Here is an 11709-nt window from a genome sequence, read left to right as displayed (position 1 = left end):
AGACCGATGATGTTAACCTCTTCCATGGATGCCCTCCCCATTCCGTGGGATGCGAAAACATCGCCACCTTGGCACATCGCGATGCCGTCAGGAGGGGGCATCCACTCCATCAAACTGAGACACTACCCAACCGCCGGGCTGTAGACGCTCGGCTTTCAAAACCCAAAAATTTGGGCCTCGCCGGCGCCGAGCCGGCGGGGCTCCGCCGCCGCACTCGAAAAGATCGGCAAATGTCTGCGCGCCGAGCACGCGCTTAATCGTCGGTCAGCCATTGCCTGACAAAATGTCAACCTTACTGACCGAGTTGCAACGGCGAAGGCGCGCTCGGAAGCGTGACAAGAGCTAGCCGCGTCTCCGCCTCCGGCCATGCCGCGGCGCTGGCGCTGCGCACGTCTCGCCTTATCGCGACGCGATCGAAAATCCAAGGTGGTCCGTAACGCCGAGGCATCGCGGTCTCGCGATCGAGTGTCACGTGGGCATCCCGTTCGTGAACGGCGAGTGACAGGGGGAGAGTCGAGTGTTCGACGGCAAGAGTTTTCGCTCCTCTTGTTGCATGTTTCTGATGTTGCTTGGTGTCGGCTTTAGGTGAAGCCAACTCGCTACGAAGGCGGCGCCAAGCAGCAATAAGATTATGATGCTGAAGCCACGCCATAAGCCTGGAAACAATATCGCGGAGATGATGGTCGCCAGCACCATCATGATCAACACGAGTAAATCGGCGATCATATCAGTTGCCTTATGCGCCCGATTCACAACGGCGCTGTGGCGACGGGCATCAGGTATGGTCGCAGAACAGTACAGCCGCCACACCGCTGGGCGATCAGCGCATCTCGGAAACCCTACGCCCTGCCGCTGCGGATCCGCAAGGCCGCTGAAACCGTTTCGTCAGCCTCGCCACGGATCATTTGCAATTTGAATGTCAGACTCCGTTTAGTAGCAAACCCAAATCCAACCAGCTGGAGTCCATCTCCAGCACCGACCGACGCCGTAGGGATACCAACGGCCGCCCCAGTATCGCCCTCGTCCCCAGCCGCCGCCATGGCCGCCCCAGCCGCCCCAGCCGCCGCCATGGCCGCCCCAGCCGCCACCGCCCCAGCCGCCGCCATGGCCTCCCCAGCCGCCACCGCCTTGGCCGCCACCGCGACCACCACGACCACCGCCTTGGCCGCCCCAGCCGCCGCCGCCTTGGCCGCCACCGCGATCACCACGACCACCGCCTTGGCCGCCGTGATCGCCGCCGCCGTAGCCGCCATCTCCATCGCCGCCATCATGGCCGCCACCGCCGTAGCCGCCGCCAGGCCCAGCGGCGAGCGCAGCGGATGTTAGCGCCAAGGTGCTGAGTACTGTGAAGACAAGCGATATTTTGAGGGGCATGGCGTCCATCCTAATTTGTGTAGCCTTTAAACTTGGATTCCCCGGAAAACTCGATCCGACCAAAAGTCGGCCTGTGTCCGGCCTATTCGACAAAGCCCAAGCGCTCAGTCAGCGGACCGATCGGGGCGCGCATCTCCTATAGCAAAATGCCCCGCCGTTACATCCACGGTCGGGGCGTTCTCTTGCACCCCTCTCGCACGAAAAAGCCCGGTCGTCGCCGGCCGGGCTGGAGGTAATCTGATAAAGGACGGTGACGGCCATGAGGAAACCGTCGACCCGCGTTTTAAAGAGTTGTTGATGAAGATGGCTCCTTTATGGCGATCATACTCGGAGCCTCGTCGTAAATCATGGCCTTAGCCTTTGCCGCAAATCGTCCGCCTTAACGGCGCAGCGCTCGGCGCTCTCGACGATATGCTGAACAATCTGCATGAGGACGCCGTCGTATGTGTCGGTCACGCGCGCGAACCATAGAAAGAGTCGCGCGAGCTTGATCCGCCATGTCAGCGCGATGATGGTGCGAAGCGGCAGATGGTGCAGCCGCGCCTTGACGTTGGCAAGGTCGCTCATGACTGCGCCTCCGCCTTCTCTTCCTTCTTATAGAACGCATAGCGAGCTGCAGACGCGTGGTCGGCCACGACGCCTGCGAGTTCTCGCAAAGCGTCGATATCCCTTTCATCTTCGCTTATGTCTCCAGCTAACGCCAACCACAGCGCACGCGACAAACGCGCTGCCACGCCCAAGTGGTCTTCCACGTCTTCGAGATGGTCAGCGCGTGCGGGCCAATGCAATTCCTTCGAAAGGGCTTTCCAGTCATAGGTCATGACAACGCCTCCCGCTCCAGGACAGCGACCGCGTTGCGGATGGCGTCGCCCACCACGTCGTCCAGATAATGGTCGTTGACCACGTCGTCGTCGGAGAGGAAGTCGGCGAGATGGCGGAGCAGCCGCGAAGCGCCTTCACGCGTCGTCGGCGCTGTCTCGCAGAGTGCGCGTTCAGCATCTCCCGCCGCTCGACACGCTTCCATGTCTTCGTCGTCGGACTCTTCGACGCGCATCAGCATTTTTTGATATTCGCTTGGGGGACCTTCGAGCTTGGCTAGGCCGGCCTCGTAGTCACGATCTGAGCAAATTCCCAGCTCATGCCAATCTTCCAACTGGCGGCGGGTGAAGACTTCCTTTCGCTCTAGGCCGGCCGCTTCGATCGCGGCATAGGTTTCACCCCGCAGATCATCGGCGGCTTTGGAGATGGCTTCTTTCGCTGTATTCGCGCGCTCATATTCTGCGAAGGCCACGAAAATCGGATCGTCGCCCGTGACGGCGCGAGCAATGGCAGGAAGCCCAGCGACGGGCGCGGCGGCGAGACCGGCCATGACGGCGCGGCGGGTGGTTTGGGGACTGGTCATGAGATGGCTCCAGATGCTTATAGAGCGCTTATATTCGCCCTACGGTTGCGATCAGGAAGCCGAGAAAATTGCAGTAACTATCTGATTTAATTGGTGAGCGCGCCGGGGCTCGAACCCGGGACCCCCTGATTAAAAGTCAGGTGCTCTACCGACTGAGCTACGCGCTCTTTCAAGAAGCGGCGGGTTGACGCCGTCGAAGTCGACTGAGCGGGTCGGTCCGTTCGGCCGCGCGGGTCTATTCCCGCGTCTTTCGATCAACTACCGGGGGGCGCCGCGCCGGTCAACCCCGGCGGCGGCTCCTTGCCGCTCACTCGGCGAACTTGGCGAAAAGCGCCACCAGGCCGAAGAGAACGGCCGAAACCACCGTCGTAATCGCGGCTTTCTTCAAGAGATCCGGCGATGCGGGGGCGCCCCGATCGGCGCCTTCAGGAAGTTCTTCTTCGGCCTCTTCGGACGAACGAATGCCGAGCGGCAGCACGGCGAACAGCACGATCCACCAGATCGTCAGATAGATCGCCGCCGCAAGGGGCAGTGAAAAGGGCATTAGGCCTGCTCGAGTTCGACCAGCGCGCCGCAAAAATCCTTGGGATGGAGAAACAGCACCGGCTTGCCATGTGCGCCGATTCTTGGCTCCCCGTCGCCCAGGACGCGCGCGCCCGACGCCTTCAATTGCTCGCGCGCTTCCAAAATATCTTCGACCTCATAGCAGATATGATGGATGCCGCCGGCGGGATTTTTCGCAACGAAGCCGGCGATCGGCGAGTTTTCGCCGTAAGGCTCGAGCAGCTCGATCTTGGTGTTGGGCAATTCGACGAAAACGACCGTAACGCCGTGCTCCGCCAAGCTTTCTGGATCCGACACTTTCGCGCCGAGGGCGTCGCGATAGACGGCGGAAGCCCGCTCGACGCTGTCGACGGCGATAGCGACATGGTTCAGACGGCCGATCATTCTCACCTTCCGGAAAAATGCTGTGCTGCGCCAATAAGCGCTGAGGCGCGCGATTTCAACCCGGCGGGGCGCGCTTCGTTCCGCGGCGCGCGGCCGAGTTCGTTGATCGCGGCGCGCAAGGACGCCAATCGCGGATCGACTCGGACGAAGGAGCTCCAGGGGCAGCCTTCGCCAAGGCCGCGGCGAATCGCGTCGAGCGCTTGCTCGCGCTTGCCGAGGGCGAAATATGCCGGGCCGAGAAAGCAGGGCGGCGCGTAGAGTTCGACGTCCTCAATCAGACTGTTGACGAGCGCCTCAGCTTCTTTGGCGGCGCCGGCGCGAGCGAGCGCATAGGCGAGCACCGCCAATTGCAGGGGATCGTCCGGACTCGACGCGACCGCCCGGCGCGCCGCGTTTACGGCCTGTTCGTGAAAGCCCTGGAGGCTGTATGCGATCGACATCACCAGATGCAGCGTCGCGGCGTCGGGCCGCAACTCGAGCCCGTCGCGCGCGTAGCGGCGCGCCCGTTCGAGATCGCCGGCGCAGAGAATGAGCCAGGCGCGCAATGACAGCAGCGCCTGATCATGCGGCGAGTTGACAAGCCCCTCTTCGCAGTCGGCGAGCCCGTCGTCGAGACGATCCGCGGCCGCGAGCAGCCAACTGCGGTAGACGCGCGCCTTGCCATAGAGCGGATCGTCGGCGACCGACTGATTGAGGAGCGCGAGGCCTTCGGAAATCTTGCCCTCCAGCGCGCCGCGGGCCCAGCCAAGAACTGACCGCGCCGGCGTGTGATCGCGCGCCGCGCCGAGCGACCGGCTGGCGAAGTCCGCGATCATCGCCGCCGCCTCGGCGGGACGAAGAAATCCGCGAGCGACGCGGCCCGCGGCGATATCGGCGGCGAGAGACCAGACCGACGGATTGCCGGGGTCGAGCTGAGCGGCTGAAGCAATCGCTTCCTGCGCGCGGACGAAACCCTCGCGCGTGCGGTCTCCGGCAAGCTCATAGGCGGTTTGCCAGAGATCGAGAATATGCGGTTCGGTTGACGCGCCGGGCCGCACAGGTTGAACGGCGTCCTGATCGACCATTTCAACCGTGGCTCGAAGAGCGAGCCCCCGGCCATAAGCGGTGGCGATCAAATCCTCGCCGCCGGCCTCGCGCAGCGGCTTGCGCAAGAGATAGGCGCAGCGGTCGATGGAATCGTCGGAGGCGGTGCGATTTGGCCAGAGACGCGTGGCGATCTCGCTCTTGGTCACCAAGGCGCCGGGTGCGTCAAGCAGCAATTCGAGGAGCTGACGCGCCTGGGGGCCCGGGTGGATTCGCGCGCCGTCACGCTGCAGTCCTCCCTGAGCGCTGTATGTAAATCCCGAAAATCGCCTGACCACTTCGCCCATGACGCCCCCGCCCCGGGGAGGATGATGGCAAGATGACGCGGCTTCGGCAAGGACAGAATATGATTAAGTCCCCAAAATTGCATAGACTTTTCGATAAAGCTTTGTCTTAACCGGACATTCTGGGACGGTAAAATAGGGCCTTAAAATAAAAAACGCCGGACGTACCTCCGGTCCGGCGTTTGAGCTCTCCACATACGCAGAACGTCGGAAGGCTCCGCGCAGTCTATGCGCGTGCAGTTTGACGGCCGCGTGACGGCGGCGTCTGCGGCCTAAATGCGGCGTGGTTTCTGCTCCTCCTTGCCCCACACAAAAATTGTCAGCGCCAGCACGCCAGCCGCGGCGATCAAAAAGTAAGGCATTCGCGCCGACAGCGGCCGCCCGCCGACCGTGAAGGGGAAACGCGACACCCAATGCTCGCCGTTCGGCCCGTCGACCGTGATGATCCCGACGAATTCGCCCGGCTCCTTGAACACATGTTCGAAATTCAGCGTGCCAGCCGGATAAACCTTGGGCGGCAGATAGGCGACCGTCACCGAATCCAGCCGCTCCGGCTCCCCCTGTTCGCCGATGTCGCGGATGATGCGGAAGTCCGTCGACATGCCCCGCATCTCGTCCTGACCATAATCGAGAACGAAAATCGTATCGCCGGTCGCGGGAATATCCTCGCAGAATCGGTTTCGCGACGCCTCGGGCTGGTAGCCCGAGAAATACATGAAGTCCGGTCCGACCTTCAGCAGACAGGCGCTCCGCTGGCGCTGCATGGCGCCATGGGCGAGCGCGCCAGACCAGAAGGCGCTGGCGAGCGTCGCGACCGCTGTCAGGAAAATCGCGTTAAGGAGCTTCAACATGCCGTCCTCCCGTTTCGGCGGCTGGACGATGCGGCTGTTGGCGCGACCGCAGCGGTAGCCGCCCTCTCGCGTCTGCCGGCGAGAGCCTGGCGTCTTCCGCTTGTATCCAGCCGCATCCTATTCAACTCAAGAACATCGCCGCGCTGAAACTTAATCTTGCGCCTCTCTCTGCTTCGTTCAATACCGGTTCATGGCGTCGCTCAGGCGCGTGCGGCAGATTCTCAGGAAAGAACGCGTCAGGAACGAAAAAGATGCGCTTCTTATCGGCATTCCTCATTCTCGCGCAGCTATCGCTAGCGGTCGGCTTGGCCAGGGCGGCCGATCTCAATGATTATCCGACCGCCGCGCGCGCCGATTATGTCTTCGGCTGCATGAAGGCCAATGGCGACACGCGGCTCTCCCTGGACCAGTGCTCCTGCTCGATCGACGTGATCGCGACCATTTTGCCCTATGAGCGCTATGTCGCCGCCGAGACGGTGGCGAGCGTTAATCAGCAGGCGGGGCAGGTCGGCGCGCTGATGCGCAACACCGACGCGGCCCGCGATATGCTTCAGGATTTGCGCCGCGCTCAGGCCGAGGCTCAGGTGCGCTGCTTTTAGACGCGGACAGATGCGGAAGGCGGAGAAGCAATGCTTATTCTCATTCTCGGAATCGTCGTTTTTCTTGGCGTTCACACGCTCACGGCGTTTCGCGAAACCCGCTCGGGCCTGATCGAGCGTTACGGCATTCGAACCTACAAGGGCGCCTATTCGCTCGTCGCCGCCATCGGACTGGCGCTCATCATCTATGGCTTCATCCGCTATCGCGCCGAGGGCCTCATTCAGATTTGGACCCCGCCGCTGTGGACGCATTATTTCGCGCCGCCGCTGGTCTGGTTCGCCTTTATCGCCTTCGCCGCGCGTCGCGCGCCGCCGGGCCGCATCCGCGGCGCGTTGCGCCATCCGATGCTGGTCGCGATCAAGAGCTGGGCGCTCGCCCATCTTCTTGTCAATGGCGATCTCGGCGGCATGATCCTGTTCGGGTCGTTTCTCGCCTGGGCGGTCTTCGACCGCATCGCCGTTAAGAAGCGAGGGGACGGAGGCGCGCCGCGGATTTCGGAGTTCACGCGCGGCGACGCGATCGCGGCGGGCGCCGGAACGGCGGTCTTCGCTCTCGTGCTCTATCTGCACCCATGGCTCTTCGGCGTGCCGGCCGTGCTCGCGTGACGCGGCGCGCATGAATTGCGCGTCTCATACGAATTCCGCTTGCTCAGTTCGCTTGGACCTTGTCATTCCCGGCAGGCCGAAGGCCTGACCGGGAATCCAGAGCCAATCCAGGAGCGCTGCGTTTGCTCTGGATTCCCGATCGCGCGCGATGCGCGCGTCGGGAATGACAACCGAGCCGTTTAGACGGATGTCGTATCACGATGGCGCGGATTCGTCTTCGCCAGGGGTTGGCGTTTCGAGGCTGCGCCCCTGCCAGGGCCAGCGGCCTTCGAGCTCCACTTCCATGGTGAAACTCATCGCCGTGCGGATCATCACGATGAGGCCGAGGACGAAAACATTTTCGAGGCTTGGATGTTCGACCGACACGGTTCTGATGATGTCGCCGCCGACGAGGAACTCCAGGCCGAGCAGAATCGACCTGCCGACGTCTCTTCGGTAGCCTCGATAGGTCAGCGCGTTCTGTCTCCAGCGCGCGAGATAGGCGAGAGTTGAGAGAGCTGCGCCGATGACAATGATCAGCACGCCGGCGACGTCGAGGATCAGGCCCGCGACATTGATGATCGCATGAATATTTTCGAGATAGGGCGCTAGCATGCCGCCCTCATTCGCTGGTTCCGACAAGTCGCGCGAGCGCCTTGGCGTGGCCGATGAGTGGCAGCAGCGCGGCGAGTTCCGGCCCGCTCTCGGCGCCGGTCAACGCCAGGCGCAGCGGATGGAAAAGCGCCTTGCCCTTCCTCCCCGTCGCCGTCTTGACGTTGCTCGTCCAGGCCGACCATGTCGTCTCGTCCCAAGGCTCCGGCGGCAGGAGTTGCGCCGCGTCTTTCAAGAATGACTCGTCTTCGCGGATCACTGCGATTTCGCCCTCCATGACGCGCCACCATGTCAGAATATCGTCGAAACGCGCAAGATTGCCGCGCGCGGCGCGCCACAGCGGCTCCGCCTTGCGACCCACGATCGTCAGAGCTTCGAGACGTTCGCGCACGTCGCCAAATTCATAGAGCGCGAGCGTGCGATGCGTCAGCGTTTCGAGATCGGCGGGGTCGAACCGCGCCGGATTGCGCGAGACATGCGACAGGTTGAAGCTCTGCGCCAGCTCGTCGAGCGAGCGCACGGCGTGGATATTGTCGGAAGAGCCGGTGAGCGTCGCGAGCGCCGCCACGGCCATCGGCTCGTAGCCTTCCTCGCGCAGCGAGGCGATCGAGAGCGATCCGGTCCGCTTCGACAGCGCCTCGCCGCCCGCGCCGACGAGAAGATTGTGATGCGCGAAAATCGGCGCCGGCGCATGAGGGGCCAGCGCGCGCGCAAGCTGCATCTGGACGGCGGTGTTGGTGACATGGTCCTCGCCGCGGATGACATGGGTGATCCTCATGTCGATGTCGTCGACGACGGAAGGCAGCGTGTAGAGAAAACTGCCGTCTTCGCGGATCAGGACGGGGTCGGAGAGCGCCGAACAGTCGATATGCGCCGGGCCGCGAATGAGGTCGCTCCATTCGACGACGCCGGGCTCGAGGATGAACCGCCAGTGCGCCCGCCTTCCCTCGGCTTCGAGCGCCGCGCGGTCCGACGCTGAAAGGCGCAGCGCGGCGCGATCATAGATCGGCGGCAGGCCGCGCGCCTGCTGCATCTTGCGACGCTTCTCCAGTTCTTCCGCGGTTTCATAGCAGGCGTAAAGGCGGCCGGATCGCCGCAGACGATCGGCGGCCTCCTCATAGAGCGCGACGCGTTCCGACTGGCGGAAAACGGCGTCCGGCACGACCCTGAGCCAGGCGAGATCCATCTCGATTCCGCGCGCGAATTCCTCGCGGGACCTAGCAAAATCAGTGTCATCGAACCGTAGCGCGAATCGTCCATGGTGGGCGACGGCGAACAGGAAATTGAACAGCGCGACGCGCGCGTTGCCGATGTGGATGCGGCCGGTCGGCGAGGGCGCGAAACGTACGATCGGAGAGGTCATGAGGAAGCTTCGTCAGGCGTTACGGGAGGAGGGTCGGCGGCAAGGTTTTCAGCAGCAGATCTCCTCTAGCTCGCGCCCGGAGAAGATTCTCGCGCCGCCGTCCTTTTGCCAAGACGCGGCGTCTTTGTCAGGCGGAATATCACAATGGCCGCGTCCCGGCGTTGCGCGCCGGCGGCCAGGCGAATCCGCCAGCGTTCGCCGTCGCGATTCTCAGCGTTACGACTCTTAAGGAAAAAGCGCCGTTCATGATCCTGGCCTACATCTGCGCCGGCTGGTGCGCCGTCATTCTCGTTCTCAATTTCACAAGCATGGCGCTGATGTCCCGAAAATGTCGGGCGCGGCCGCGCAACCTGCCGCCGCCCGAAGACGCGCCGCCGGTGAGCATCGTGCGGCCGCTGCGCGGGCTGGAGCCGTTCAGCGAGGAGACGCTCGGCGCGACCTTCGATCTCGACTATCCCGACTATGAGATCGTGTTCTGCGTGCAATCGCCAAACGATCCTGTCATTGCGCTGGTCGAACGGCTGATCGCGGCGCATCCTGAACGCGAGGCGCGGCTGCTCGTCGGCGACGATTACATCAGCGCCAATCCCAAGCTCAATAATTGCGTCAAAGGCTGGGACGCGGCGCGGCACCATCACGTGATCCTCGCCGATTCCAACGCGCTGCCGCCGCGCGACTACATCCAGACGATGCTCGCCGCCTTCCGCGACAATACCGCGATGAGCGTTTCAATGCCGATCGGGTCGCGTCCGAAAGGTTTCTGGGCGACGGTCGAATGCGCGATCCTCAATACGTTCCAGGCGCGCTGGCAGTATGGCGCGGAGGCGATCGGCGCCGGCTTCGCCCAGGGCAAGAACATGATGTGGCGGCGCGACGTGCTCGACAGAGCCGGCGGCATTCGCGCGCTGGCGAGCGAAATCGCCGAGGACGCGGCGTCGACCAAGGTTATCCGCGCCCAGGGCATGGACGTGCGCCTCGTCGACATGCCCTTCGAACAGCCGCTCGGCCAGCGCACCGCCCGAGAGGTGTATTCGCGACATGTGCGTTGGGCGCGCCTGCGCCGGGCGACCTTTCCCGCGCATTATATTCCGGAATTCATGAACGGCAGTTTCGCCGCGATCGTGCTCGGCGCCTATGCCGCCCTCCAGCTCGACGGCGGGATCGCGACGGTGGCGCTCATCACCACGCTCATCGTCTTTTCGCTGCATAGCGGCGAAATCTGGCTCGCGCGCGTCTGCGGCTTCCCGCTAGACTGGCGCATGCCCTTCGCGCTGATCATGCGCGACTTGATGCTGCCGGTGATGTTCATCGACGCGCTGATCTACGACGATTTCGTCTGGCACGGCGCCGAAATGACCGTGCGCGAGGCGGAAGAGACGACGGGCTGACGCGCCGCCGTTATGACGTTTCATCCAATTTGGAAAAGCGATTTACCGCCATTCCTGCCGATGCGATTGGCCGCTGGCGATCAGGGAAGCAATAGCGCCGATCGAAAAGAGGCGGACCTCGAAGGGCCCGCCTCAAGTTGGCGGCTGACGCCCGACGATTGCGGGGCCGAGCGTCCGCTGCCAGTTCTCTGCAAGACTAGCTCTTACTACAACGGCGCCTTCGCCTTGTTGCGCCAATGTGTCTCGAATATTGCGCCTGTCCGAGCGACTATGGCGCGTCCATATTTGCGCGCCGGGCTCTAGCTAAACCATAGCGACAGCTCCGTTGCGCTATGGCCTTGTCGAAAGCTCGAAGCGGAGGCATGCTCAAAATTGATACGGGGCCTTATGGCGAATGCCCTGCAAAGAGAGGACGGGGCGCGCGGAGGCCAACTCGATTCAAGAGTCCTGAAATTCGGGAGGAACGCCATGGAATCGAATGAAGCGGTCGCGCCTGAACAGAGCCGCGAATTTACCGAAGTCGTAGGCCTGTTCGATTCGCTTGATAAGTTGCAGTCCGCCATCGACGATTTGATGACTCACGGATTTGACAGATCCGAAATCAGCCTGCTCGCCGAAGACGAGAAGGCGCGTGAAAAAGTAGGATCGAAACTCTCGACAGAGATCGAGGACAGCGCCGAAGCGCCGCGCATGTCCTATGTCGAATCCGAGTCGCTGAATGAAGGCAAAGCGTCGCTCATCGGCCTGCTCTTCTATGTCGGCGCCATCGCTGGCGCGATCGCCGTTTGGACCATCTACGGCAGTTTCGCCGAGGCGATTTTCGCGGGCGTCGCCGCCGGCACGGGCGCCAGCCTGATTGGCGTAGGCGTCATCAAATTCATTCAACGCCGCCAGCGCAGTTGGGTGCAGGCGCAGTTGGCGCGCGGCGGATTGTTGCTATGGGCGCGGACTCGGACCGCAGAACTCGAACGCGCCGCGCTGGACGCCATGGAGCACAATGGCGGCCATGACGTGCATGTCCACAGGGTCGCGGCGCCGGCCTGACGGTATGGACTGAACGCTGCGGGCGCTGCTGAAACGATGTCAAAATAACTGGTCATCCGTGAAGAACTCGCAAGGCGTTGACGTGACGAAGTTTTGAGACCTGCGGAAGTAATCGTTTCCGCAGGTTTTCGCTGCGCGGGATGCTGTTTGCTTGCAAATTGATCCGGCGCCGCTGT

At 62.8% G+C, this 11709-nt stretch carries 14 protein-coding genes and 1 tRNA gene; 4 read left to right on the top strand and 11 right to left on the bottom strand.

Going from position 1 to position 11709, the window contains the following annotated elements; all coding sequences use genetic code 11:
- Positions 1-839: 839 nt before the first annotated feature.
- From AB7I51_RS16520 to AB7I51_RS16480, 9 genes are all read right to left on the bottom strand, one after another.
- Positions 840-1280: a hypothetical protein gene (locus tag AB7I51_RS16520; RefSeq protein ID WP_428405389.1), complete on the bottom strand. Its 441-nt coding sequence runs from the start codon at positions 1278-1280 to the stop codon at positions 840-842.
- Between the two features lie 439 nt (positions 1281-1719).
- Positions 1720-1941, bottom strand: coding sequence for a hypothetical protein (locus tag AB7I51_RS16515; RefSeq protein WP_428405388.1), 222 nt, complete (start codon positions 1939-1941; stop codon positions 1720-1722).
- Positions 1938-2195, bottom strand: a complete 258-nt coding sequence (locus tag AB7I51_RS16510; RefSeq protein WP_428405387.1) for a hypothetical protein — start codon at positions 2193-2195, stop codon at positions 1938-1940. Before AB7I51_RS16510 ends, AB7I51_RS16515 begins: the two co-directional genes overlap by 4 nt.
- On the bottom strand, positions 2192-2776 hold the full coding sequence (locus AB7I51_RS16505) for a hypothetical protein (protein WP_428405386.1): 585 nt from the start codon (positions 2774-2776) through the stop codon (positions 2192-2194). The genes AB7I51_RS16510 and AB7I51_RS16505 overlap by 4 nt, the downstream gene beginning before the upstream one ends.
- Before the next feature lie 91 nt (positions 2777-2867).
- A tRNA-Lys gene (locus AB7I51_RS16500) sits at positions 2868-2943 on the bottom strand.
- A gap of 140 nt (positions 2944-3083) precedes the next feature.
- A complete protein-coding gene (locus AB7I51_RS16495; RefSeq protein ID WP_428405385.1) occupies positions 3084-3320 on the bottom strand; it encodes a DUF1467 family protein in 237 nt (78 codons plus the stop codon).
- Positions 3320-3724: a methylmalonyl-CoA epimerase gene (gene mce, locus AB7I51_RS16490; protein WP_428405384.1), complete on the bottom strand. Its 405-nt coding sequence runs from the start codon at positions 3722-3724 to the stop codon at positions 3320-3322. The genes AB7I51_RS16495 and mce overlap by 1 nt, the downstream gene beginning before the upstream one ends.
- Before the next feature lie 2 nt (positions 3725-3726).
- A complete protein-coding gene (locus AB7I51_RS16485) occupies positions 3727-5094 on the bottom strand; it encodes a winged helix-turn-helix domain-containing protein (RefSeq protein WP_428405383.1) in 1368 nt (455 codons plus the stop codon).
- 269 nt (positions 5095-5363) lie between these two features.
- Positions 5364-5942, bottom strand: coding sequence for a hypothetical protein (locus tag AB7I51_RS16480; RefSeq protein ID WP_428405382.1), 579 nt, complete (start codon positions 5940-5942; stop codon positions 5364-5366).
- Between the two features lie 251 nt (positions 5943-6193).
- Between AB7I51_RS16480 and AB7I51_RS16475 the strand changes: the two genes are divergently transcribed.
- Together AB7I51_RS16475 and AB7I51_RS16470 are read left to right on the top strand one after the other, a co-directional pair.
- Positions 6194-6541: a hypothetical protein gene (locus AB7I51_RS16475; protein WP_428405381.1), complete on the top strand. Its 348-nt coding sequence runs from the start codon at positions 6194-6196 to the stop codon at positions 6539-6541.
- A 30-nt stretch (positions 6542-6571) separates the two neighbouring features.
- Entirely contained in the window at positions 6572-7147 is a 576-nt protein-coding gene (locus AB7I51_RS16470; RefSeq protein ID WP_428405380.1) for an NnrU family protein, read from the top strand.
- A gap of 195 nt (positions 7148-7342) precedes the next feature.
- Here AB7I51_RS16470 and AB7I51_RS16465 read toward each other — a convergent pair whose 3' ends face one another.
- Complete coding sequence (locus AB7I51_RS16465) at positions 7343-7768, bottom strand: DUF1622 domain-containing protein (protein ID WP_428405379.1); 426 nt, start codon at positions 7766-7768, stop codon at positions 7343-7345.
- Positions 7749-9101 carry a glutamate--tRNA ligase gene (locus tag AB7I51_RS16460; RefSeq protein ID WP_428405378.1) on the bottom strand — a complete coding sequence of 451 codons (1353 nt, stop codon included), beginning with the start codon at positions 9099-9101 and terminating at the stop codon, positions 7749-7751. The genes AB7I51_RS16465 and AB7I51_RS16460 overlap by 20 nt, the downstream gene beginning before the upstream one ends.
- 245 nt (positions 9102-9346) lie before the next feature.
- Between AB7I51_RS16460 and AB7I51_RS16455 the strand changes: the two genes are divergently transcribed.
- Positions 9347-10489, top strand: a complete 1143-nt coding sequence (locus AB7I51_RS16455; RefSeq protein ID WP_428405377.1) for a ceramide glucosyltransferase — start codon at positions 9347-9349, stop codon at positions 10487-10489.
- Between the two features lie 468 nt (positions 10490-10957).
- Entirely contained in the window at positions 10958-11533 is a 576-nt protein-coding gene (locus AB7I51_RS16450) for a hypothetical protein (protein ID WP_428405376.1), read from the top strand.
- Positions 11534-11709: the final 176 nt, after the last annotated feature.

This window comes from Methylocystis sp. (genome assembly GCF_050246715.1).
In the GTDB taxonomy this organism is placed as follows: Bacteria; Pseudomonadota; Alphaproteobacteria; order Rhizobiales; family Beijerinckiaceae; genus Methylocystis.
The sequence above is the reverse complement of the archived record's forward strand: the minus strand, read 5'-3'. Positions and strand labels throughout refer to the sequence as shown.

Bases quoted from the DNA above. Each gene is read 5' to 3' on its own strand.
- mce (WP_428405384.1), bottom strand. From the start codon at position 3,724: ATGATCGGCCGTCTGAACCATGTCGCTATCGCCGTCGACAGCGTCGAG.
- AB7I51_RS16470 (WP_428405380.1), top strand. From the start codon at position 6,572: ATGCTTATTCTCATTCTCGGAATCGTCGTTTTTCTTGGCGTTCACACG.
- AB7I51_RS16515 (WP_428405388.1), bottom strand. From the start codon at position 1,941: ATGAGCGACCTTGCCAACGTCAAGGCGCGGCTGCACCATCTGCCGCTT.
- AB7I51_RS16505 (WP_428405386.1), bottom strand. From the start codon at position 2,776: ATGACCAGTCCCCAAACCACCCGCCGCGCCGTCATGGCCGGTCTCGCC.
- AB7I51_RS16480 (WP_428405382.1), bottom strand. From the start codon at position 5,942: ATGTTGAAGCTCCTTAACGCGATTTTCCTGACAGCGGTCGCGACGCTC.
- AB7I51_RS16455 (WP_428405377.1), top strand. From the start codon at position 9,347: ATGATCCTGGCCTACATCTGCGCCGGCTGGTGCGCCGTCATTCTCGTT.
- AB7I51_RS16460 (WP_428405378.1), bottom strand. From the start codon at position 9,101: ATGACCTCTCCGATCGTACGTTTCGCGCCCTCGCCGACCGGCCGCATC.
- AB7I51_RS16485 (WP_428405383.1), bottom strand. From the start codon at position 5,094: ATGGGCGAAGTGGTCAGGCGATTTTCGGGATTTACATACAGCGCTCAG.
- AB7I51_RS16450 (WP_428405376.1), top strand. From the start codon at position 10,958: ATGGAATCGAATGAAGCGGTCGCGCCTGAACAGAGCCGCGAATTTACC.
- AB7I51_RS16475 (WP_428405381.1), top strand. From the start codon at position 6,194: ATGCGCTTCTTATCGGCATTCCTCATTCTCGCGCAGCTATCGCTAGCG.
- AB7I51_RS16495 (WP_428405385.1), bottom strand. From the start codon at position 3,320: ATGCCCTTTTCACTGCCCCTTGCGGCGGCGATCTATCTGACGATCTGG.
- AB7I51_RS16510 (WP_428405387.1), bottom strand. From the start codon at position 2,195: ATGACCTATGACTGGAAAGCCCTTTCGAAGGAATTGCATTGGCCCGCA.